The sequence below is a fragment of the Wolbachia endosymbiont (group A) of Anoplius nigerrimus genome (assembly GCF_947251795.1).
In the GTDB taxonomy this organism is placed as follows: Bacteria; Pseudomonadota; Alphaproteobacteria; order Rickettsiales; family Anaplasmataceae; genus Wolbachia.
The window spans coordinates 1,070,517-1,094,321 of the sequence record NZ_OX366385.1 but is presented as its reverse complement, the minus strand read 5'-3'; the positions used below and the strand labels follow the sequence as shown (position 1 = coordinate 1,094,321).

Annotated in this window: 23 protein-coding genes, 1 tRNA gene and 3 pseudogenes; 15 read left to right on the top strand and 12 right to left on the bottom strand. The window is 34.4% G+C overall.

Translation table 11 applies throughout. From position 1 onward, the window contains the following. Nucleotides 1-71 precede the first annotated feature (71 nt). The gene (gene infA, locus OPR26_RS05800; protein WP_164224845.1) at nt 72-335 is read left to right on the top strand and encodes a translation initiation factor IF-1; all 264 of its coding nucleotides are present in this window, start codon (nt 72-74) and stop codon (nt 333-335) included. Continuing rightward, the gene (locus OPR26_RS05795) at nt 313-906 is read left to right on the top strand and encodes a Maf family nucleotide pyrophosphatase (RefSeq protein WP_253302236.1); all 594 of its coding nucleotides are present in this window, start codon (nt 313-315) and stop codon (nt 904-906) included. The genes infA and OPR26_RS05795 overlap by 23 nt, the downstream gene beginning before the upstream one ends. Nucleotides 907-1,177: 271 nt before the next feature. Here OPR26_RS05795 and OPR26_RS05790 read toward each other — a convergent pair whose 3' ends face one another. From OPR26_RS05790 to OPR26_RS05765, 6 genes are all read right to left on the bottom strand, one after another. Further along, entirely contained in the window at nt 1,178-2,440 is a 1,263-nt protein-coding gene (locus OPR26_RS05790) for a Tol-Pal system protein TolB (RefSeq protein WP_253302238.1), read from the bottom strand. 9 nt (nt 2,441-2,449) lie between these two features. Further along, a complete protein-coding gene (locus OPR26_RS05785; protein WP_265015738.1) occupies nt 2,450-4,084 on the bottom strand; it encodes a ribonuclease J in 1,635 nt (544 codons plus the stop codon). A 200-nt stretch (nt 4,085-4,284) separates the two neighbouring features. Continuing rightward, nucleotides 4,285-5,403, bottom strand: a complete 1,119-nt coding sequence (dnaJ, locus tag OPR26_RS05780) for a molecular chaperone DnaJ (RefSeq protein WP_265015737.1) — start codon at nt 5,401-5,403, stop codon at nt 4,285-4,287. 82 nt (nt 5,404-5,485) lie between these two features. Then, nucleotides 5,486-5,563: transfer RNA gene (locus OPR26_RS05775), tRNA-Arg, on the bottom strand. A 126-nt stretch (nt 5,564-5,689) separates the two neighbouring features. After that, complete coding sequence (locus OPR26_RS05770) at nt 5,690-6,076, bottom strand: transposase (protein ID WP_265016251.1); 387 nt, start codon at nt 6,074-6,076, stop codon at nt 5,690-5,692. A 20-nt stretch (nt 6,077-6,096) separates the two neighbouring features. Further along, nucleotides 6,097-6,462, bottom strand: coding sequence for a transposase (locus OPR26_RS05765; protein ID WP_265015672.1), 366 nt, complete (start codon nt 6,460-6,462; stop codon nt 6,097-6,099). 277 nt (nt 6,463-6,739) lie between these two features. Here OPR26_RS05765 and OPR26_RS05760 point away from each other — a divergent pair, with 277 nt between their 5' ends. The 10 genes and pseudogenes from OPR26_RS05760 (at nt 6,740) to OPR26_RS05715 (ending at nt 14,986) form a co-directional block, all read left to right on the top strand. Next, nucleotides 6,740-7,555 carry a hypothetical protein gene (locus tag OPR26_RS05760; RefSeq protein WP_265015736.1) on the top strand — a complete coding sequence of 272 codons (816 nt, stop codon included), beginning with the start codon at nt 6,740-6,742 and terminating at the stop codon, nt 7,553-7,555. Nucleotides 7,556-7,617: 62 nt separating this feature from the next. Next, nucleotides 7,618-8,790 carry a porin gene (locus tag OPR26_RS05755; RefSeq protein ID WP_265015735.1) on the top strand — a complete coding sequence of 391 codons (1,173 nt, stop codon included), beginning with the start codon at nt 7,618-7,620 and terminating at the stop codon, nt 8,788-8,790. A gap of 629 nt (nt 8,791-9,419) precedes the next feature. Further along, entirely contained in the window at nt 9,420-10,526 is a 1,107-nt protein-coding gene (locus OPR26_RS05750; RefSeq protein ID WP_265015734.1) for a D-alanyl-D-alanine carboxypeptidase family protein, read from the top strand. Between the two features lie 108 nt (nt 10,527-10,634). Then, a complete protein-coding gene (locus tag OPR26_RS05745) occupies nt 10,635-10,949 on the top strand; it encodes a DMT family transporter (protein ID WP_064124961.1) in 315 nt (104 codons plus the stop codon). 16 nt (nt 10,950-10,965) lie between these two features. Then, entirely contained in the window at nt 10,966-11,310 is a 345-nt protein-coding gene (locus tag OPR26_RS05740) for a DMT family transporter (protein WP_265015733.1), read from the top strand. Nucleotides 11,311-11,578: 268 nt separating this feature from the next. Then, nucleotides 11,579-11,789, top strand: a pseudogene (locus tag OPR26_RS05735) (IS4-like element ISWosp8 family transposase); the annotation flags it as partial. 86 nt (nt 11,790-11,875) lie between these two features. Continuing rightward, entirely contained in the window at nt 11,876-12,037 is a 162-nt protein-coding gene (locus OPR26_RS05730) for a hypothetical protein (RefSeq protein WP_265015732.1), read from the top strand. Nucleotides 12,038-12,063: 26 nt separating this feature from the next. Then, nucleotides 12,064-12,816 carry an IS5 family transposase gene (locus OPR26_RS05725; protein ID WP_264702259.1) on the top strand — a complete coding sequence of 251 codons (753 nt, stop codon included), beginning with the start codon at nt 12,064-12,066 and terminating at the stop codon, nt 12,814-12,816. Nucleotides 12,817-12,827: 11 nt separating this feature from the next. Then, nucleotides 12,828-13,426 (top strand): annotated as a pseudogene (locus OPR26_RS07570) (IS3 family transposase); the annotation flags it as partial. A gap of 225 nt (nt 13,427-13,651) precedes the next feature. Continuing rightward, nucleotides 13,652-14,986 carry an alanine:cation symporter family protein gene (locus OPR26_RS05715; RefSeq protein ID WP_265015730.1) on the top strand — a complete coding sequence of 445 codons (1,335 nt, stop codon included), beginning with the start codon at nt 13,652-13,654 and terminating at the stop codon, nt 14,984-14,986. 24 nt (nt 14,987-15,010) lie between these two features. Here OPR26_RS05715 and OPR26_RS05710 read toward each other — a convergent pair whose 3' ends face one another. Together OPR26_RS05710 and OPR26_RS05705 are read right to left on the bottom strand one after the other, a co-directional pair. After that, nucleotides 15,011-15,397 carry a transposase gene (locus tag OPR26_RS05710; RefSeq protein ID WP_265016273.1) on the bottom strand — a complete coding sequence of 129 codons (387 nt, stop codon included), beginning with the start codon at nt 15,395-15,397 and terminating at the stop codon, nt 15,011-15,013. Nucleotides 15,398-15,417: 20 nt separating this feature from the next. After that, nucleotides 15,418-15,783 (bottom strand): transposase, encoded by a 366-nt coding sequence (locus OPR26_RS05705; RefSeq protein ID WP_264731180.1) that lies wholly within the window; start codon nt 15,781-15,783, stop codon nt 15,418-15,420. Between the two features lie 169 nt (nt 15,784-15,952). Here OPR26_RS05705 and OPR26_RS05700 point away from each other — a divergent pair, with 169 nt between their 5' ends. Both OPR26_RS05700 and OPR26_RS05695 read left to right on the top strand, forming a co-directional pair. Further along, on the top strand, nt 15,953-18,400 hold the full coding sequence (locus OPR26_RS05700) for a hypothetical protein (RefSeq protein ID WP_265015729.1): 2,448 nt from the start codon (nt 15,953-15,955) through the stop codon (nt 18,398-18,400). 604 nt (nt 18,401-19,004) lie between these two features. Beyond that, nucleotides 19,005-20,080, top strand: a pseudogene (locus OPR26_RS05695) (transposase). A 713-nt stretch (nt 20,081-20,793) separates the two neighbouring features. Here the strand turns inward: OPR26_RS05695 and pth are convergent. Both pth and OPR26_RS05685 read right to left on the bottom strand, forming a co-directional pair. After that, entirely contained in the window at nt 20,794-21,342 is a 549-nt protein-coding gene (gene pth, locus OPR26_RS05690) for an aminoacyl-tRNA hydrolase (protein WP_253302293.1), read from the bottom strand. Continuing rightward, nucleotides 21,342-21,953, bottom strand: a complete 612-nt coding sequence (locus OPR26_RS05685; RefSeq protein WP_253302292.1) for a 50S ribosomal protein L25/general stress protein Ctc — start codon at nt 21,951-21,953, stop codon at nt 21,342-21,344. Before OPR26_RS05685 ends, pth begins: the two co-directional genes overlap by 1 nt. A gap of 145 nt (nt 21,954-22,098) precedes the next feature. Here OPR26_RS05685 and OPR26_RS05680 point away from each other — a divergent pair, with 145 nt between their 5' ends. Then, a complete protein-coding gene (locus OPR26_RS05680) occupies nt 22,099-22,398 on the top strand; it encodes an NADH dehydrogenase ubiquinone Fe-S protein 4 (protein WP_065094969.1) in 300 nt (99 codons plus the stop codon). A gap of 51 nt (nt 22,399-22,449) precedes the next feature. Here OPR26_RS05680 and ftsL read toward each other — a convergent pair whose 3' ends face one another. Then, nucleotides 22,450-22,725, bottom strand: coding sequence for a cell division protein FtsL (ftsL, locus tag OPR26_RS05675; RefSeq protein ID WP_261983856.1), 276 nt, complete (start codon nt 22,723-22,725; stop codon nt 22,450-22,452). 26 nt (nt 22,726-22,751) lie between these two features. Continuing rightward, nucleotides 22,752-23,696, bottom strand: coding sequence for a 16S rRNA (cytosine(1402)-N(4))-methyltransferase RsmH (rsmH, locus tag OPR26_RS05670; protein ID WP_265015728.1), 945 nt, complete (start codon nt 23,694-23,696; stop codon nt 22,752-22,754). Nucleotides 23,697-23,805: the final 109 nt, after the last annotated feature.

Sequence of the window (23,805 nt, the reverse complement as noted above, 5' to 3'; positions counted from 1 at the left end):
GGTCTTTTGTGTTGATAATAATTTAAAATCTATAGTAGACTGAAAAAGATTATTAAATTATAATATAACATATGATAAAAGACGAGAAATCGAAAACAATTTTTGAAGTGGAAGGGGCAGTAACTGCTTTACTACCTGCAGCAGAATTTAGAGTGAAACTGGACAATGAACATGAGATTATCTGTCATGTATCAGGGAAAGTGAGAAGAAGTAAAATACGCATCATTATAGGGGATAGGGTGTTAGTTGAGATGAGCATTTACGATAGGAATGCGAAAAAAGGTCGGATCATTAGAAGGCTTAAAGGTACAAGTGACAGAACGATCTCTAAATAATCTTATTCTTGCTTCATCATCGAAAAGGCGTATAGCTTTACTAAAACAAATAAATATTGAGCCAGGTTTAATTTTGCCAGCAGACATAGATGAAGCCCCTTTGAAAAAGGAACTTCCGAAGGATTACTCAATCCGTATGGCAAAGAGTAAAGCTGAGAAAATACAAAGTTCAAATCCAAATTACTTTGTGCTTGGTGTTGATACAGTTGTTGCGTGTGGTAGAAGGATATTGCTTAAAGCTGAAAACGTTGAGCAAGCAGAAAAATGCATCCGCTTGTTATCAGGAAGAAGGCATAGAATATATACTAGTGTGTGTCTATTAACTCCCGATCAATCTAAACAACATATTAGAACTGTGGTTACGATAGTGAAATTTAAACGTCTCAGTGAACAAGAAATTAAGTATTATTTAGCATCAGAAGAGTGGAAAAATAGGGCAGGGGGATGCAATATACAAGGCCTAGCTGGGATGTTCGTATTGTTCTTACGCGGCTCCTACTCTTCCGTTATAGGGTTACCATTACATGAAACCTATTGTTTGCTAAGTAATTATTTTAACTGGGAGTGTTAAATAAACCATACGCGTCAAGTTAAGGCCCAACCATTTAAAGTGGGTAGATAGCCTTTCCTTAACAAGTGTGCCCAACAAATCTGTCTTTTTTCGTCACTGAAGTAGTTGTAAACCGCATACCTATCAATGGGATTATACCTGAAATTGCTGCTATTGGAGTAATTGCAACTGTTGTGTTGTCAGGAATCGCTGGTACTATGGTAGGTGGTGTAGCGGGATATCTTGTTAATGTGGCAATAAATCAATGCTGTGGAGCATGCAGCTCAGTAGTTCAAGAATAAGACCAATCCGGTAAAGAAGCATTTGTGGGAGTGGAAACCATTTTTTGATTTCTCTTTACTAAGTCTACTAAATATAGTTTAGAGTTGCTTGGTGATTCTGTTCTTGTGAAAATGATTTCTCTACCATTTGGTAGCCATGCCGGAGATTCAATTTTATGCCCTTCTGAAAGTAGACGTTCTTCTTTGCCATCTGGCTTCATAACTCCTATGTAAAATTTTCCTGACTGAATCTTTGTGAAAGCTATCAGATCTCCTTTTGGCGACCAAACAGGCGTAGCATATCTTCCACTTCCAAAACTAATTCTTTTAGGTTTTTTACTTTTGTTAGTAAAATCGATAACATACAGTTGCTGACTCCCACTTATATCAGAACTAAAAACCATATATTTTTGATCTGGAGAGAAGGAGGGAGAAGTGCTTATAGCTGAACCTTTAGTAATTTTTTTTGTCCGTTTACTACTTAAATCTAAAGATAATATATTCGTTTCACCACCCAATGAGTGGGAAATTAAAAGAGATTTACCATCAGGAGAAAATCTTGGTGCAGAAATAACTCCTTCAAATGCGTTGATTATTGATTCAGTGTGGTCTTTTAAATTTTTTAATATTATATAACTTTTACCATTTGCGTATGAGATATAAACAATACCCTTTCCATTTGGTGAGAATCTCGGTGTTGACACAAATCTATCGCCATTTGTTAAGTATTTTATATTACTTCCATCTTGATTCATCACAGCAATTTTACGTACGGATTTATAATTGTTATCTTTTTCTTCAGCAATATACGTGATTTTTGTGTTGAAGTGCCCTTTCTCACCAATCAATCTATCATGTATCACATCCGAAACGAGGTGACCAATTTTTCTCCAGTCTTTTGCTGGAAAAATAACTGACTGAGTAAGTAATTCTCTTTTTGTAAAAGTGTCAAATAAACGAAATGATAGCTCTAATGCACTACCAGATACTTCGCTTAAACTTACTGTGACTACAGTATCGCTTTTCCAAGATTTAAATTCAGCTTCCGCACCACGTTTTACATTAAATAAGCCACAATTAGATAAATTTGTTCCTATTACCTTTGCAATATTTTCGCTTAATTCGCTTTCCAGCGCTGTTTTACATGTACATTTAGATACAACAAGACCAATGTTACCAACACTGCTTTTTTTTATATCAACATATAAAGCAGCTTTTGTAAAATAAGGAATAAATAACGAAACAAGCAATATTAGTTGAACGAATAACTTCATTCTTTCATTTCATACCTGTTCTATCTGGACTTCAATTATAGGTCTTTTTAGTAAATATTCCTTTAAGATACTCAATATTGAACTTTCAATCTTATTTTTAATTTTTTTTGTTGGCTGTAAACTAAACAACGACTCAACTTTCTTGACAATTTTCTGTATAATAGCTGCATCTTCTAGCACTTCAAAAACACCAGGTACAAATACTTTCGGTTTAGTAAGCAATTTATTTTTTTTGTTTACAACTGCTGTTACCACAATAACTCCGGCATCTCTCATTCTTTTACGCATTTTTATAACACTGCTCTCCGGATGACGTAACAGCATGCCATCAATGCCAAAGTAGTCAACATCAATTGAATCAACTTTTTCTCCGTTCTCCAAATTAATAATATCACCTGGTGCAATCATTATTGCTTTTGCCACACCGCACTCTTTAGCAAATTTTACATGTGCATGCGTGTGAATATATTCACCGTGAACTGGAATAGACATCTTCGGTTTTATCAAGGAATACATTTCCTTTAGCTCTTCTCTTGTTGGATGCCCAGAAGCATGAACATGCTCTGTTTTTTCAATAACAACTTCTACCCCCATCTCAATAAAGGCATTGAGCATGTTGTGCGCACGAGTTTCATTTCCAGGAATGATTTTTGACGAAAAGATCATGGTATCACCTTGCTGCATTTTAAATGCTTGATGACTCTTATTAGCAAGCCTTGAAGTTGCTGCCAGTGGCTCACCTTGACAACCTGTGCAAAGTAGCACCAGTTTTTCCCTTGGAAAATTTACTGCTTCCTTTGCTTCAAGAAACTGAGGAGAATCAGTTAAATAACCACTATCTTGCGCAACTTTCACTATTCTCCATAAAGATCTACCAAGTAAAACTACTTTTCTATTTAGTGCTTTTGCAGCTTGGCTTATCGTTTCAATTCGTGCCACATTTGAAGCAAATAGCGAAACAGCAACTAATTTTTTAGACCGCTTTATTATGTTATAAATATTATTATAAATTTCACCTTCTGACTCAGGGTGATGCTTGCTTAATATATTGGTTGAATCGCAAATTGCTGCAAGCAGTTCACCTTTATCGCCAATTTCTTTTAGACGCTCCATATTGGAAGTTAATCCAACAACAGGTTTTGGATCAAATTTCCAGTCTCCAGTATGGAGTGCACTACCCATTTCAGTGCTAATTAATATTGAATTTGCCTCAGGAATTGAATGAGTTACATTTATAAACTCAACGGTAAAAGGACCCAAATTTATGCTGCCATTTATGTCTACTTCTTTCACAGGTACTGTACCTTCTAATCGAAACTCCTTTAGTTTCTCCTTAAGAAAATTAACCGTAAACTTTGTTGTATATATGGAGCACTGCAACTCTTCCCACAAGTGGGGCACTGCACCGCAGTGGTCCTCATGTGCATGTGTAATTATTATTCCAAGCAAATCTTTCTTTCTTTGAGCAATAAAATCTATATCAGCAATGAGCAGCTCAACACCTGGCATAGTTTCATCTGCAAAACCAACACCAAGGTCGATCATAATCCACTTACCTTGATAATGATATAGGCTAACATTCATCCCGATTCTTCCTACTCCCCCAAGCGGAAGAAATAAAAACTCATTTTTGTTTATATTCATTAAATTTAAATTATTAAAATCTGAGGATAGCAAAACTTCGGTCTTAAATAAAGAAATTTATTGCTTTTACATAATTTTAAGGAACTGAGAAGTCTCTGTTGGCTAATAATAACACTATTGTTAAGTTTTCCATTAATAAGGTCAAAGAATTGCAGGATTAAGTATAAATAGTTACCCCTTCATGTCATTTAGCAAATTTCTCACTTTTTTTTTACTTTACTAAAAAACCCTTCAGATTGCTGTTGTATACTTGCATTTTCCTCTTCTTCAAGTGCTTTTAATAGTCCAATTTGCTTTTTAGTTAAATTTTTTGGATTTAAAGTCTCAACTATTACCTGTACGTATAAATCACCACGAGCATGTGAGTTCATATATGGCATACCCTTTTCCCTACAACGTAGTTTGGTACCAGTTTGAGTGCCTTCAGGGACCTTTACTTTTATTTTAGCTCCATCAATTGATTGAATATCGATTTCACCACCAAGCACTGCTAGTGTCATTCTTATAGGCACTTTACAGTGTAAATCTGCTTTATTTCTAGCAAAGATTTTATGGAAAATTATTTTCACGTATACGTATAAATCTCCACTTTTTCCACCTTTTGTTCCAGCTTCTCCTTTACCACTTATCCTTACCTTAGCTCCTTCTTCTATGCCTTTTGGAATTGAAACGGATATATTTACTTCATCTCTTCTACGTCCACTTCCACCACATTTCTTACATTTGTTTTGTATTATTTCTCCTTCCCCATAGCATGTAGTACATGTTCTTTCGATGGTAAAAAAGCCTTGTTGAGTTCTAATCCTACCGCTTCCCTGGCATGTGTGGCACTGAACTGGTTTAATTGCTCCTTCGCCACCTGTGCCTTGGCATGTATCACATTTTACATTTGTCACATAATGTATAGGCGCTTGTATTCCTTTAAATGCATCTTCTAAGGTAATTTCAAGATCATAACGTAGGTCTGCTCCAGATACTCCTGTTGTACTTCTTTTTGCTCTCGATCTACTTGCACCACCACCGAATCCTCCACCAAAGAAGTCATTGAATATGTCGCTAAAATCTCCTGCAGAGCTAAAGCCTTGAAATCCACCAGAAGCACCTTCGTGGCCATAACGGTCATAGCCTGCCCTTTTCTCAGAGTCAGACAGAACTTCATATGCAGCTGTTACTTCTTTAAATTTTTCCTCTGCTTCTTGATTGCCAGGATTTCTATCAGGATGATATTTTAATGCTAATTTTTTATACGCTTTTTTTATCTCATCAATACTGGCATTTCTTCCTACTTCCAGCAGATCATAGTAGTCTTTTTTGCTCATATATAATAGTTTAGTGTTTAACCTTTAAAGATAGGTATTGCATATATCAATTTCAAGTGTGACTTCTGTTTCCTATAAAATGTGGTGCACCCTGAGCGACTTGAACGCCCGACCTTTTGATCCGTAGTCAAATGCTCTAATCCAACTGAGCTAAGGGTGCTTTCACAAAGTTAACTTTAGCAGGTTTTGTAGCTTGATTCAATTAATTTGGCTAAAAATAAAACTGTTAATTTTTATCACGCGTGAAACCTACAAAAAATTGCATTTGTTTTCTAAGAGCATGTCTTCAAACTGAAGAATGAGCTAATTTGTGAAGCATAATAGTGATCATATTAAAGAAGATATAGTTTTTTGAGGTGAGAGGAGAATGCTCGTAATCTTTACTCATGCGCCTAAAATTGGAAAGCCAGGCAAAAGTTCTTTCAACAATCCAACGTTTGGGAATAACTTGAAATCCTGTATCAACTATTTTCTTGGCAATCGTTAATAAACATCCCGTTTCCAATAAGCATCTGTTTTGTAATTTACCTATGTACCCTTGATCAGCAAAAAACTTACGTAAAGTTGGAACTTTGCATTTAGCTTGGGCAAAAAGATTTAGAGCACTATCACGATCTTGAATACTTGCACTCTGTACTTCAGCAGCAATTACAAGACCCACAGTATCTACAATAATATGGCGTTTTCTGCCCTTTATTTTTTTGCCAGCATCATATCCTCTGGATCCCCTTTTTGAGTAGTTTTCACTGACTGGCTATCAATTATACCTACTGATGGAGTCTTATTTTTACCAATCATCTCTCTTACTTTTTTAACTAGAAAATCATGAATTTCTTGCCATATTCCACTTTTTTTCAAGCGCGAATTACAACTATATACGGTTTTCCATGGTGAAAAATCTTTAGGCAGTTGTCTCCATTGACATCCTGTTCTCATCATATAGCGGATTGCATTAATAATTGTTCTAATACTATGTTTTCTTGGTCTGCCGGTCTTTTTAGGTTCAAAATATGGCTCTATTGTCTTCCATTCTTTGTCACTTATATCGCTTGGGTACATCTTAAAATGTACCTTATACCATACTTCTTAACTTCTTTCTACTCAGTTTGAAGACATGCTCTTAAGAATCATTTTATGGTCAAGCTCAAAAAAAACGGATAAGTCAAGCAAAGTTACAAATGTAATTTTGCTTGACTATCCATTTATTACCACCTAAAACAGCTAACAAAGCCATTCCGTATGACATTTTATCTATATCTAATCAAGCATATTAATAAGTAAGTAAATTTTAATATAATCTTATTATACTTATAAATATGCTGTATAGAATGAAAGTATGGATGATTTCATAACTGCAAGAAGGAAAGATGATGCTGTGGTATCTGTTTGTCAGGATAATAAGAAAAAAAACGTATTAATTTTAGGGCTCAATCAAGCCGCAAGGAATTTGTTAAAATACGAGGAAGGGGATTTACTTAATAAGCCGTTAATCAATATTTTAAGTGCAAGAGCAGCTGACGACATGAAGAATTATTTAGAGTATACCGAAAATGGACACGATTTACTTGATATATTACCTAAAGTGATAGGTTTTTCCTTAACTGATGCTAAAGGAGAAGATATAAAGACAAAAGTAAAAGTTTTCCGCACTGCACAATTTTTCAGTAATAAAATAAATTATGAGCTATTGATATGTGATATCAGCTTGTCTCATAAATTAGGAATCTTTAGAGATGAATATCTAATAGGTAAAAAATATAAAAACCATGACTTATTCGATATACCAAACAATGAGTCTACTATTCTAGAGTTATACGTTATATTAAATTTTGCCTTTCAACATCAAATTAATGCAGCTATAGGAGTGATTGGCTTAAATGGTAGCTGTAGTGAGACAAATGATGCACTGAAAGTTATCATAGAACATTTTTATAAAAATTGCCGTAGTGATGATTTTCTAGGGTATATTGATGAGAATAAAGTGCTTTTTGTTTTGATTAACTGCGATGTAAAAAGTACGTCTAAAATAATTAATCGTATACATTCTGCCATTAATAAGCAGTTATTAAAGCGAAAATTACCAAGTGTATCAATAATTTATGGGAATATAGCTCAAAAACAGGCAGCAAAATCTACCAGCGGTGCCTTCTGAAAAGTTGTTTTTTATTTATATTGAGTTTAAACTTAAATTTTTATAAAAATTTAAGTTTATTTATGAAGTTAAGGTACTACCTGGTAGCACTGCTTTCATTATTATTTTTGCAGAGTAGTGCTAGCTCTAGAACAATTTTGGATAAGGAAATATTCTATGTAGAACTAGACGGAAAAATAGATTTGAGATTCGGCTACGCCTTCAACAGAGATTCTTTCAATGCTAAGGCTAAGGATAAAACTTCAAGTTATTCATACTTGCGCTTTCTTTATTTACAGCAAGTTTATCCAAATACTCAAATGGGGTTTAATGTTAAGGCAGGAGTTTCTGGTATTGCAAACCTAAAAGCGTTAGACATAGAAAAGTTAGACATGGAGGAATGGTATTTCATCATTAAAAATCAGGAGCTTGGATCAATTGAATATGGTAAAAGAAGTTTAATTAGTCAGAGCATGTTAATTAATACTGCAAAAATTTATGCAGCTGCTGGAGGAGTAAATGGTCATTGGACAAACTATGCAAATTTGCGTGGTAACGAAAACAGAGATAATGACCCTGGATATGATAAAGACAAGGTATTTTGGGTAAAACCCAACATTTACAGTAATTATAATGAACTCGAACTAGGGTTAAAACAATCATCAATTAACTACATCTTCCCTGAAATCTATAACTTTCAACTCGGGTTCAGTTATGTCCCAGGAAAAAATAACTTACAGTACAGCAATTTAATTGCTGCTGGCCTTTCCTATAAAAATGGCCTATCAGATGATATAAATTTTACTACTGCCTTAACTGGTGAATTTGCAAGAGGAAATTTAACTGGTTGCTTAGATGGAACTCCTGAAGGTTATGGATGTCGTAATCAATTACTGCACTGGAATTTTGGTTTGAAGCTAAAATTGTTCGATCTTGATTGCATTTTTTCATATGGTAATGGTGGTAAATCAGGCGAGAAGCGTAATCCTGAAATAAATAATACGTATTATATGAATGCAGGTATCGCTTACCATTCTGATTCTCGCAAATTGAGTTTAACATATTTCAATAGTGGTAGAAACATTGCAAGCAAAGGTACAAACGAGTTAACATCATATGCTTTAAGCCTTGAATATCCATTTTTTATGGGCACTTCATACTATTTCGATATTGTAAAGTTTAGTACAAAAGAGCCTGAAATAGAAAATAACAACTCTGGTTATGTGTTCTTGACTGGGTTAAAATTAAGTTTTTAATAAGGTTGCATTGCCTCTCATCCGAGTAGCTTGACTACTCGGATGACAAAAAAAGGAGCACTGGCATGACACCTCTCTTGGGCTCTTTTAGCCATAAATATTTAAGAAATTTACCAAACGAAAAAAAAGGCAAAAGAAGCCCCGTGGTTGGCTAATTACTTACATTATACTTTCAAGTATGGCGTTTTTTTATTCTAAACGCTTAATAACCGCGATTTAGCTGCTTTTTAATGCAACTAACCTTTAGTTATAAATGTTTAAGAAATTTACTAAACAGAAAAAAAGGCAAAAGAAACCCTAGGGTAGCTAGTTATTCACTATCCATTTTTTAAGTTGGCGTTTTTTTATGTTTCAAATGCTTTATAAGCGCATTTTAGCTTATATTAGGTAAAAACCTAGAATTTTATAAAGACATAAGGTGCACATAGTGCAAAAAATTAAACATGAGACGCCAGATACGTGAGTTTTTTTGTCATTTAATCTGTACAGAGAAGATAAATAAATAGCTTCAGTTTCATGATAAGGGGGCTGGAGAAATGTGTCAAGGAATTTTTATGTAAGAGATCTATTGAAATGCCCCTGTAAAATTATACTATTAATTAGTACACTATAAATTTAAAATTATAGATATGTTAAGCAGATTGGTAATTTTGCTATTAGTTTCCATACTTCCTTTTTCTTCATACTCATACCAGTTTAGAACCAAAGCAAAGCAAGCAGTAGTCTTAGATTTAGCTTCAGACTCGTTCATTTTTGACCATAATTCCGATGAAAAAATGGCCCCATCTTCAATGAGCAAGTTAATGACTTTATATATAGCCTTCGATTATCTAAAAGCTGGAATAATAAACATGGAGGATAGATTTCTAGTAAGCAGAAAAGCGTGGGAAAGAAAAGGCTCTTCTATGTTTTTGAAAGAAGGTCAATCCGTTACGGTGAGGGAATTACTTGAAGGAATTACAATAGTCTCAGGCAATGATGCCTGCATAACACTAGCCGAGGGCATTGCAGGATCAGAAGAGAATTTTGTGGCTGAAATGAATGAAGTTGCACAAAATTTGAACCTGAATGACAGTCATTTTGTCAACTCAAGCGGGTGGCCAGATGGAGATCATTTTATGAGCGCAAAAGACTTGGTAATGCTGGCAAAAAGGATTGTCACTGATTTTCCTGAATATTATGATTTATTTTCTGAACAATATCTGACATATAATGAAATTGCACAAAAGAATAAAAATCTTCTACTTTTTCACGACATTGGGGTTGACGGCTTAAAGACCGGTTATACAAATGCTGGTGGTTACGGCATTGTAGCATCTGCAAAACGAAATGATAGGAGAATTTTTGCTGTCGTAAATGGTTTAAACACTGAGAAAGAGCGAATAGAAGAAGCAAAAAGACTGATACAATACTCCTTAAATCATTTTAACACCAAGAAAATATTCGTTAAAGACAGTGTAGTTGAGAAAGTAAATGTTCTCTATGGAAAAGATAAAAAAGTGCCTATTACAGTTGCAAACGATGTTACCATAACTTACAACCGCAAATTGCATGACCAAATTAAGGTGCGTATTGAATATAAAGATATGATACCTGCACCCATTAAAAAAGGTCAAGAAGTGGGCAAAGTTTTTGTAGAAATACCAGGTATTGAGCAACAAACTACACCTCTTTATGCAGCAAATGACGTACAGGAATTGAATTTCGTAGAAAAGTTTTTTAGAATGTTATTTTAAGTTTAATATATTGGCTTTCAAAGCAATTTCGAAAGAGAGATCTATTGCACTTTAGTGTAGTTTTAACTAACAATTTCTGTTACAATACAAGATTGAAATGTTACGAAAATGTGCTGGTTATATTTGTTGCTGTCTAGTATTCTAGAGATACTGTGGGCTGTAACGCTAAAGTTTAGTAACAGTTTTACTAAGGTTGTGCCTTCGATTGCAACATTGGTAATTATGATCATTAGCATTTATTTTTTATCTCTTGCAGCATGCTTTCTACCTATTAGAGTATGCTATGCAGTTTCCTCTGGAATATGCACAATTGGAATAACTATAATTGGTGCAACCGCTTTCACAGAGAATATTAATTTATCTCAAGTTTTATGTATCATTTTAATTGTAATAGGAACTATAGGGCTGAAGCTCTCTATTTAAACCTAAAAATTTATGCATGAATTGGATATATTTACTCTTATCGTCACTAATTGAAGTGTTCTGGGTCATAACACTTAAGCATAGTTGTGGATTTACTCATCTCGTACCATCAATAATTAGCATATTCTCCATGGCTCTTAGTACGTATTTACTTTCGCTCGCTATACGTTCTATACCTATCGGAGTATGCTATGCAATTTGGACTGGAGTGGGCGCTATAGGAGCTTCAATACTTGGAATTTATCTATTTAATGAACCAGTTAATTTATTCGAAGTAATATGCTTTATTTTAGTTACATTCGGGATTATAGGATTAAAATTGTTTGATACTGCAAAACAAACTGTTGACAAAATGGAATAAGAGATCCCAAACTGGGATGACAGAAGCAGATACTCCACATTATCATGCAAATTGGAATCCAGACTTTTTTCTATACAGCATGGTGGAGACGAGAAACCGTAACCGTTCAGACAATGGCGTCAACTTAAGGAAAAGTATCAGTGATTGTGTATAAAATTTCTCTCTAAAACTTTTACCATTAAATTATCCAAAGAGTGCAATGAACAGCACTTTTGTTTCTATTTTATTTCAACAAAAAAGTTTAAAATGTGTCCTTTTTAGGTGAAACATGCAAAAAGGAAAAAATCTTATTCTACAAATTAAAAATATAATATACTCGAAAACTTTTCAGATAATCCATTGTGTTGAGTTTCACACGAACAAGCTTTTACGACAGTATTTTCTATAGTTAGTTAAAAAAAGTTTGGGAATAGAATGTGAACTTATGGAGCCATTGACATGTACCCTCAAAGCAAGCTTTTTCTAAAGCAAGGTATAAATACAGGCTTTCAAGAATTTAAGCATCCTGACCTTACCCAGAAAAAGTGGAGAGAAAGAAAGGAGTTTTTTCGGGTAAAATAAAATTTTGGAGATGGCAAGAGAATATACGGCAGAATTCAAATTGGAAGCTGTTAAGCTGGCAAATGAACAAAGAAAGGTAGGTCAACCAGTTGCAAAAGTAGCAAGAGATCTAGGCTCTGTGGACAAAAAATATGAAAAGAGAGAAAAAGATGGTAGTTTAGCCTAATAGGTAAAAAATGGAGAAACTACCATATGCAATATTACATCAAAGAGGAAAATTGGAAACAAATTTTAGAGTTCATAAAAAGCGTAAAAGGAATGCACAGCAAAGATGAAAAACGTTTAAGAATATTCATAGAGGCAGTGTGGTACATAGTGCGAAGTGGTTGCCAATGGAGACTTTTACCAAAAACTTATGGTAATTACAGGAGTATACATAAGCGATTTAAAAGATGGTGTGAAAGAGATGTCTGGAAAAAATTGCTTGAATATACTAAACAAGAGCCTGATTTAGAAGTTGCTATAATCGACGGTACGATCATCCGAGCCCATCCATGTTCATCTGGATATACAAAAAACTCCAAGGATCAAGAAGCTTTAGGGAGGAGCAAAGGTGGCTTTACAACTAAAATACATGCGCTTGTCGATGCACTTGGAAATCCACTTAAATTTACTCTGACTCCTGGTCAAAGAAATGAAATTACGCAGGCACAAGTGTTGACCGAAAGTATCTATAACTCTACTGTAGTAGCTGACAAGGGCTACGATAGCAATGCCTTTGTTACAAGTCTTGAAGACAAGGGATGTACAGTAGTTATTCCGCCAAAACGGAATCGAAAAGTGCAAAGGTATTACGATGAGCATATCTACAAAGAACGTCATTTGATTGAGTGTTTTTTTGGTAAAATTAAAAATTTTAGGCGCATTTTTTCCAGATTTGATAAAACTGCTGAGGTTTTTATGGGTTTTCTCAATTTTGTTGGAGCTCTTGTATGGCTTCTCTAAAATTTTGTCCACAGAGCCTAGGTAAAAGTTGCAACTTGAAAACAGTGCAAAGTATTATGCAGAAAAATGGTATTCAGGCTATATTGAGAAGAAAATTTAAAATTAAGAAACAACAAACGGACAGTAGCTCCCAATATATTAGACCAAAACTTTATTGTCGATCAACCAAATAAAGTATGGGATTACTTATATAAAAACCAAAGAAGGATGGCTATATTTGGCAACAATAATCGATCTATATTCACGCATGGTAGTTAATGAGCAGTTCAATAAATAAACAATAGGTTATGATTAATGGCCGTGTAAACCTGCCAAAAATCTACTATTACATAGTGATCAAGGTTCACAATATACTTCGCAAGGTTATCAATATCTCTTATCCATAAAAAACATAGATGAGTCTAAAGGTTGTTGTTACGACAATTCTGTTGTGGAAAGCTTCTTCAGTTCTCTAAAAAGGGAGTTACCAATAGACACCTCTCGGCACTCTAAACAGCATATCAAAACTGCTATATTTGAATATATAGAAATTTTTTATAACAAACAACGTAGACACTCCACTATTAACTATTGCATTCCTGAGCATTTTGATTCATCATTCTCTTTGTAAAAAACATTCCAAACTTTCTCTCCACTTTTTCTGGGTAAGGTCACGGTTCTTTAGGGGAAGTTATGGAAGTAAGACTCAAGCGAGAGAATTAGGACTATGACTTCTACCAAACCAGGTTATTAGCTTACTATAGCTTTTGTAGTGTGACTTCTCATGAACAATAAATTAGGTATTTTCAACTTTTGTATATATACTTAAGCCAAAACACTCACTTTTAGTATGTAAATGGATATAGTAAAGTTTGTTTTATTACTGCCAACAATATTACTCATGCTAGTTGCTGGTGTTTACCTATCGGTTAAACTAAAATGGCTACAGATATTTAGATTGCCGTATGCCCTTTCACTCATTGGAGTTAAAAGAGGGGAAAATAAATTTTCTTCTATAGCCGCCCTGTTTACAATCTTAGGGGGAAATTTAGGAGTAGGAAATATTTCAGGAACTGCTGTTGCTCTAAAAACCGGGGGACCGGGCTCTATTTTATGGATGGCAATAATTATTGTTATCACTTCTGTGATAAAATATGTCACTTGTTATCTAAGTATAAAAACCAGAAAGGAAAAGAACGGACGGTTTATAGGTGGCCCTGTAGCCTACATGGCTGATGCATTTAATTCTAGAAAAGCTACAATTGTGTTTCTGGTTGTTATGATGATGGTTTCAATAACAGTTGGTAACCTTGTTCAGGTAAATTCTCTATCAATACCGCTTAACATGATAGATGTGCCTGTAGTCATTGGTGGCATTGTAATGGCCATAATATTTTTTGTTGTTGCAGTTCTCAGCTTAAAAAAAATTAAAATTTTTATATCGGCTATGATACCGATAATGACGGTAAGTTACCTCATACTTTGCGGTATCATATTATTTAAGTTTAGTGAAAATATCCTTCCTTCTCTAAAATTAATAACAAGCAGTTTTTTTACAACTAGTAGCTTTAACTCTGGTTTATCTTTAGGTTTGATTTTAGAAATGTTGACTATTATTCAAGTCGGAACTTTGCGAGGTATTTTTGCAACAGATATAGGGCTTGGCCTCGAAGGAATCGTGCACTCTTCAATTGTTCCTAAGAAAAATAATAATAAATTTATTATTGAACAAAGCCTAATCACAATAATATCGCCTTTTATAGTTGCATTCATAGTGTTTATTACAACAATGGTACTGCTTGTCACAGATTCTTGGGTTACTGATTTAGAGAGTACTAACATGTGCATATTTGCTTTTAGAAAGGCTATGAATTGGCCCTATATTGACTATTTAATTATGGCCATAATGTTTTGTTTTGCCTTTACTACTATTTTTACTTGGTTTTTTTGTTCAAAACAGACAATACGCTATGTGTCTATGGATAATAAATACACTAAAATCTGGATTGTAATTTTTACCATGATCATTCCGCTTGGTGCGATGGGTAAAGTCCGGTTACTATGGGATGTCGCTGATATCTCGATTGCTGCTTTGTTATTTATCAACATACTCGCTATACTCAAGCTAACTTCTAAAGATCCAGAAGTGTTTACTATGAGCAACAGATATTTAAAATTAGGCGCCAACTAAAAGTTGCCATCTGAGAGCATGTCTTCAAACTGAAGAATGAGCTAATTTGTGAAGCATAATAGTGATCATATTAAAGAAGATATAGTTTTTTGAGGTGAGAGGAGAATGCTCGTAATCTTTACTCATGCGCCTAAAATTGGAAAGCCAGGCAAAAGTTCTTTCAACAATCCAACGTTTGGGAATAACTTGAAATCCTGTATCAACTATTTTCTTGGCAATCGTTAATAAACATCCCGTTTCCAATAAGCATCTGTTTTGTAATTTACCTATGTACCCTTGATCAGCAAAAAACTTACGTAAAGTTGGAACTTTGCATTTAGCTTGGGCAAAAAGATTTAGAACACTATCACGATCTTGAATACTTGCACTCTGTACTTCAGCAGCAATTACAAGACCCACAGTATCTACAATAATATGGCGTTTTCTGCCCTTTATTTTTTTGCCAGCATCATATCCTCTGGATCCCCTTTTTGAGTAGTTTTCACTGACTGGCTATCAATTATACCTACTGATGGAGTCTTATTTTTACCAATCATCTCTCTTACTTTTTTAACTAGAAAATCATGAATTTCTTGCCATATTCCACTTTTTTTCAAGCGCGAATTACAACTATATACGGTTTTCCATGGTGGAAAATCTTTAGGCAGTTGTCTCCATTGACATCCTGTTCTCATCATATAGCGGATTGCATTAATAATTGTTCTAATACTATGTTTTCTTGGTCTGCCGGTCTTTTTAGGTTCAAAATATGGCTCTATTGTCTTCCATTCTTTGTCACTTATATCGCTTGGGTACATCTTAAAATGTACCTTATACCATACTTCTTAACTTCTTTCTACTCAGTTTGAAGACATGCTCTGAGTAACAACACAATCTTCCTTAATAAAAATTCAACCAATGCTTGTGATAATTATATTAGCTAGTATTAGCTAGAACTAAAGGCAGAGGGTTATTAGTGAGGGGTATATGCACACTAACGATACACAACAAGAACACAGCTATGATGACTTTATTCAAAAATTTTCGTTTTTATTCAATAAGATAAAAGAAAAAGATGAATCAATTTACACTGCTGTAGCCAGCTTTAACATAGCAAGATTTTTAATAGAGTACGGTGCCAGTTGGAGAAAAGATAAAAATGAAGTGTATGAAGTCTTTCAAGAAAAGTTCAAGAATATGGAGGAAGCTAAACAAGAGATTCAAGAAAAAGCTAAAAAAGAGTTAAGTAGATATATTGAGGATGGTGTTGAAGAAGTATCAATATATGGCAATTGTGCAGAAATTAAATTAAAAGCTGATGACAAAAAAGAGTTTAAAATAAGCGAATTTTTAAACAGTGATTTTTGTGAGAAGAACGAAATCTCAGGATTTTCAACATTGCATAGCGATGGAAAGAGTGGAATGCACGGTTTTGTTCATAATAAAATAAGACATTATGTCGTAACTGATGGTTCATACGAGATGACTTTGAAGTGGTATGGTGAGAAAGGGGAAGAATACAAGATCAAAATTAATATTAAAGCTGACGGTGTAGAATTTATTGAAGGTAATATTACTGAAAAAGATTTAAAAGATGAGTTAAAAATGAATAAAGATGTAAAAATAGGTGGTTTATTCTTGCATGAAATAAAATTCAGGGAAAAAGGAAAAGTGAATGAGATGCAACATGACGGAAAAGACAATCAAGTCCTTAACAAATCATCTGAAATCGCAATAAAAAGTAACAGTAGAGGTATTGAGCAAGAGGTCAAAAAACCTGTTCAAAAACACCAAGCTACTCATATGAATCGAGAAATTGGGTCTCAGACCCCTCCGCTGCCACCACTTAGAACTAGTTCACTCAAAAAAGATGTTTTCGATGAGCAAGGGGGAAGCGAACTTAGAAGCCGAAAACCAGATAGAAGTGAGCAAATACCTAATAATCAGCAAAAAGGTGCAACTTCTGATCCTTCAGATGGTTCTACTTTTACCAAGTCTGTAGGCCACAATCAAGATAATAGGCAAAAAGATGAACGTTATGACAATCCTACATTTGGACATGCTGTACCTGGAAGCCGAAAACCAGATAGAAGTGAGCAAACACCTAATGATCAGCAACAACCTGAAATCCCGCAACAAGAAGGAAACAGCAACAACAATTTGTTACAAGGCATCATAAATGCAAGAAAAAATTTACAGCATACTGGTATTGATGGTAGAGAAGCATCAATAGAAAGAAGCAAAGAAAATAACCCATGGAAGAAACTCAAGGATAAAATTCCTTATTCACCTTTTTCAGATATGCACGAACACAACAGTGATAACCGTGGTGCTAGTGATGCTGAGTGGGAAGAAAGTAAGCAGCCACTTTCTGTTCCAAAACCCAATAGCAAAAGTGACTCGGGCTATTCACCTCAAATTCATGCTCAATCTCAAGTAGATCCTGAGCAGTCAAAGAGGAGCTTAGAGAACATTGAACAAAGTAACCAAACTCCACCTGAAAATCTTCTTAAAGAAATCAGAGATAGATCACAGAAAGATAATAGAAGATTAAGGCAAGTTGATCCTATTGATAAACTGTCACAAGATAAAGAAGATGGGTTGCAAAAAAACGATTTAGCAGATGTAAAAACAGTAGAAGGTCCAACTGTTAGTGTCTCTGCTTCAACACCAAATAGTATAAGTGATTCAGGCTATTCATCTCCAACTCACGCTAATCATAAACAACCTCAAGTAAATCCTGGACAGTTAAAAGCGAGCCTAATGAATGTTGAACAAAGAGATGACACTCTACTTACGGAATTTACCAGTAAGTTAGATAAAGAAACTCAGAAGTTCCCACTAAAACCGGTAGATCAAGAAGAACAAACTAAAGAACATTTATTAGCAACTGGATTGCTAAAAGAAAATGCAGCGGAGACAAAAATAAACGATTCAGGCCACTCATCTCCAACTTATACTAACCACTATAATTTTCAGGTAAGTCCTGAACAACTAGGGAAGAGATTAGAAACCATTGAATCAAAAAAAGAAGAGACATTGGAAAAATTGAATAAAGGTTTGAAAGAACCTTCACAACAGGCTACTAAAACTAAAGATTTATTCTTAGACAGTATGTTGGAAAAAATAAAAGAAGGTAAACAATATGATCCTGTACGTAAGTTATTAGAAAGAAAAGTGGCAGAACAAGAAAACAATGACACTAATTCAATTGTAGATAAAAATAGTAATCTATATAAATTACTAGAGAAAGATGAAGCACAACTGAAAATTGGAGTAATAGAAGAAGAAAGAAAAGATACTTTAACGGAACACACTGATAGTTATGATCGCAATAGAATTGCATTAGGTAACAGAAATAAAAGGCCACTGGATTGGGCTAAACGTATTGCTGAGTCACAAGAAAAAGATACTAATAAAAGTATTTTAATGTAAATTGAGGTTAGGGAATGTTCAAAAAAGTGTGTCAAACCGCATTTTTAACTCAACTCAATTTTCAATCTACCAGGAAAGAAAATATCAAATTGAGATATAGTTAAAGCCCAATTAGGTATAGCCATAGTGGGAGTGTTAAATAAACCATACGTGTCAAGTTAAGGCCCAACCATTTAAACTTGTTTGTTACATTTATTTTTTGGGAAATTTTGATCTAAAATAAGATAATTCTTTTAGAAGAGTCTATAAATTACTAGCTTTATTACTTAATATCTAAAATAATTTTTACCACTTTTCTTTTTCCTTATGCTACTTTCCCTTAACTTGACACATATGGTTTATTTAACACTCCCGATAATCTCGTTATACCTGACTTGGAAACAAAAGAATCTTAATCCCTTTCAAAACCTTCTATCTATTGTCTCTTAAGCTACACCTCTGAACGGACAATGGCGTCAACTTAAGGAAAAATATCAGCAATAGTGTATAAAATTTCTCTCTAAATTTTTTATCATTAAATTATCCAAAGAGTGCAATAAACAGCACTTTTGTTTCTATTTTATTTCAACAAAAAAGTTTAAAATGTGTCCTTTTTAGGTGAAACATGCAAAAAGGAAAAAATCTTATTCTACAAATTAAAAATATAATATACTCGAAAACTTTTCAGATAATCCATTGTGTTGAGTTTCACACGAACAAGCTTTTACGACAGTATTTCTATAGTTAGTTAAAAAAAGTTTGGGAATAGAATGTGAACTTATGGAGCCATTGACATGTACCCTCAAAGCAAGCTTTTTCTAAAGCAAGGTATAAATACAGGCTTTCAAGAATTTAAGCATCCAAACAGCCTATCAAGATGAGCCTGAGCTGGAGGGGCTATAGACTTATTACAGCAGATGGTTCTGGTATGAGATTACCCAGCTCTGAGGAAATTGTATCCGAGTTTGAACCAAAATGGAACAACAGGTACCATTGGCAATTTGTTTGTTGATTTGTGTACTTCATTGATTTGCAGTGCTCGTCTTGCAGCTTGGATTGGCGGAAGAGCAATTACCCGAAGTTATCACTCAAATGCGTTCATTAAATCAAATTATTTATCTATGATCGTCTTCAGTAAAATTCATTCAGCAGCATTATGATTTGAAAGTAGACTTTATTTTTCGCTTGCAAAAAAGAAATTATAGCAAGCTATGGGAACGCTGGCGAATTAGATTTTGATTTTATATTGGAAAATGAAAAGCTAAGAAATAAAATGAAAGGACAGAAAGTAAGGGCTTACATTAGCCAATGGAGAAACAGAAGTGCTGATACCTCACTTTTTGATCGAGACTTTGGAAGATATCAGTAAAGCTTATGTATTAAGGTGGCACATAGAGGAAACGACTCAAAGTAGGAGCAGAGAATTTTTCTGGAGAGGCTGTATTACAAGAATTTTGGGCAAACTTGGTCATGTGCAATATATTATCGCTTCATATCACAAGGGCCTTCCCAGATCAAATTGCTGAGAAATTTTTCAGTTTTATTTGGTGTGATGAGACAATCAAGTGCTTGTTGCGCCAAAGAACTTTCAAGCCCTTTTTAAGTATATGTGCTAAAGTTAAGATCCGACCGGGAAGATTGTATAGCCGCGATAAAGTAGATAAGCCTAAACGCCATCATGTCTTTAGGAGAGTTTGCTAATGGAGGCTCTTAAGTTGACGCCATTGGCTGTTCTCCCTCGTCATACCGTCACGGTATCTCTAGATCCCGCTAACAAGTAGCGGGATGACGGTTGTCAGGCTAGCTGTCATCCAAGTAGCCGATACTGGGATCCAGAAAAGTTTGCTTGTAAGCAAGCAAACTAGCATAGAAAGTGGTTACAACATTTTCAATGAGATTATATGGAAAACTAGATTCCAGTGTCAAGCACTGGAATGACATCATAGGGGCTACTCGGATGACAAAAAAAGGAGCACTGGAATGACACCTTCCTGCCCAGTTCATGTTGCTATAAACATTAAGAAATTTACCAAACGAAAAAGAAGGCAAAAGAAGCCCCGTAGTGCGAGTTTTGACTCTATATTACTGTAAGTGGCGCTGTAATAATGTGCTGACGCTTAGTTTAAGCGCGATTTGGCTGAATGTAGAAAAAATAAAAAAGACATGCAGCCGCTATAATTTTATGTAATCCGCCAATAAATACTCTGAGTTTTTTACTGAATTTTTGTTGTTGAACCTGCGCAGGTCAAAAACAAGTTTTGAGTCATAAATACCCTTATTGTCATAACAAGGGGGCTGGCGGAGTTTGTCAAGCAAGTTTTTTCGTTTCTACTGAATGACAGTTGTGGCTTGGGAGGTGATGCAAGAAATCTGTTATTTTAATTGTGTGAAATTTAGTTTTGTGTTTCGTAGTATTATATAATCGAATTGATAAAAGCTGTATTATCTCCTTGCAGCATTAAGTATATATTTTTTGCTATTTTTTCCACTAAGGGAGTAACATTATCAAAATTTGAAAATTTTGATAACACATAATCTGCTAAGCTTTTTTCATCTTCAGGTCTACCCACTCCAAATCTCAAGCGCCAATAATCGTTGCCAATAAAACTATCTATGGATTTAAGTCCGTTATGTCCAGCAGAGCTACCTCCTTTCTTTATTTTTATTCTTCCAAGTTCCAAATCAGCGTCATCGTGTATGACAATGATATTATCTAGCGATAATTTGTAAAAGTTTCGTATTTTTGCAACAGAGGTGCCTGAATTATTCATAAATGAATAAGGCTTTATTAACATGATTTTATTATCATTAATTATGCCAGAGGTTATCAGATAATCGGCTTTTTTAGAGAACGACTGGAAATTCCAATATTTGCAAATTGTATCAACTACAATGAAGCCGATATTATGATGAGTTAACTCATATTGACCACCAGGGTTACCAAGCCCAACTATCAGGTGCACTATTCCTCTGTTTCTGCTTGAGGTTCTTCAACGTCACTATCGGCAGCAGAAATTGTCACAATGGTAAAATTTTCTTCTTCATGGGCTACAAACTTAACACCTTCTGGTAATTTTACATCATTAATATGTATAGACTGGCCAATCATTTTACCGGATAAATCAACTTCAATAACCTGAGGTATTTTATCAGGAGAGCATTTAACAGCAATAGAACGACACAAAACATTAAGCACTCCACCTAACTTGATCCCTGGAGCTTTACTTTCATTCATAAATGATAGAGGTATGTCTATTTTAATTTCGCTGCCTTTATCAACAAATTGAAAATCAACATGTTGCACAGTATCCTTTACTACATGCAATTGGATATCGCGAACAAGAGCATATTCCTTTTTGCCCGAAATATTCAGCTCTATCAAATGTGCAGAAAGAGAGCCTGATTTATATTGCTTCGTGAATTCCTTTGCAGACAATGTCAAATTTACATTATCATGGCCCTTTCCATATATGATTCCAGGGATGTTTCCTTTCTTCCTTAGAGAATGCATCGCTTTTGTTTTTGTTATATCACGTAACTCTGCATTAATTGTTACTATTTCTTGTTGCGTCATCGATTACTCCTATTCAGCTAATCCTTTTAATATAATTTAATAATAATATAACATAAAAATATTTATTTCAAACTTCATTCTTTCATACTAATTGTTTGTGAAAGGATTTATTTAGATATATATTTAAACTTATTTAACAAGAACTATGGGCATTGATGATAAAGTAGTTTTTAGGATTTATAGACCAACAAGAACTGCAACACAATCTGGTTTAGGTAATACAAATTTCTGGCACCTAAAAATTGAATCTGGCTCTTACTACATTGAACCTTTAATGGGGTGGGTTGGCTCAAAAGATCCAAAAAAACAGATTGTATTAAAGTTTGATTCTCTTGAAAAAGCAGTATTCTACGCAAAAAAACGCAACGTTAAATACATAATTGAAATGCCAAAAAATGTTAAGAGGCTGCCAAAATCTTACGCAAGCAATTTCATACTAAAGTAAGGTTTATTGTAGTGTGCTTATCTGTAAAAGATAAAGCTTAGTATAACCAATTTAACTCTGTGTTTTAAGTTGTGCTAACACACTACGGCCATTTAAAGAGTCAAGATTTTTAACCTGGCTAGCCAGTATTAAAGAGTTATTTTTTAGGTATTTCTTTACAAGGCTTGCAAGTCTTTTTGGATTATTCAAATAGCTCCACTCTGCTTGTAAAACTTTTATATCACTTTGTACTAAACTAATTTCACTTTTTATTTTTATTAGCTCTCTATTTAATGACTGAACATGTAGTTTTATCTTAAATAGTCCTACAATGCTAAGAAAAAACATAACTATTGAGATGATGCAGAAAGTTCTCATGACAACCTCTGTATAGCTCTTAGTTTTGCTGAGCGTGAACGCGGATTTGCATTTACTTCTTCTATACTTGCTTTGATCACTTTTTTATTTAGAAGAGAGAATGTCTTGCAATCAGTAGCACATAAATCTTTAAAAAAAGTTTTGACTATACGATCTTCTAAGGAATGAAAGGTGACGACAATTAATTTGCCATTCTCACTCAAAATCTCAGATGCAGCTTTAATGCCCTTTTCAAGTTCTCCCAGCTCATCGTTTACCCATATTCTGATTGCCTGAAATGTTCTGGTTGCAGGATCAATTTTGCTTTTTCCACGGAACACCACAGAACGTACAATGTTCGCAAGCTCAAATGTAGTTTTGATAGTTTTCTTCTTCCGTGCACTTACTATTGCTCTTGCGATTTTGCGAGAATGACGTTCGCCTCCGTAGTTATATATAGTATTTGCAATTTCTTCTTCGCGTAAAGCGTTAACAAACGTTGAAGCGTTTATATAAGAAGAGTTATCCATGCTCATATCAAGTGGACCATCATGTAAAAATGAGAACCCTCTATCTCCATTATCAAGTTGCATAGATGAAACTCCGATGTCAAAAACCACCCCATCCACTCCGGTTGATGTCATTCCAGCGCGTGACCAGTTATTTTTTCCAGTATCAAGTACTGGGATAACAGGAGATGGCTCAACGCTGCTTAGTATACTTTTAATATTACCAAACTTCTCAATAAATAGGTTTATTCTATTGGGATACTTAACGCTTAAATCATCATAAAACTTGGTTACCGTTTCATCTCTATCAATTGCATATACCTTGCAATCAGCTGACTCCAATATTGCTTTGCTATACCCTCCAGCTCCAAACGTAGCATCGACATATATACCACCATCCTGTGGTGATAGTAGTGATAGCATCTCTTTTAACAAAACTGGAGTGTGTGTCATAGTGCTCCATCAAGAGACTCTGTGCATACAAATAAAAATGGCTTCCCACTAAAACATATGGAAATATATAGGCAATAATATAAAAATACTTGAATATAGTCAATGATAT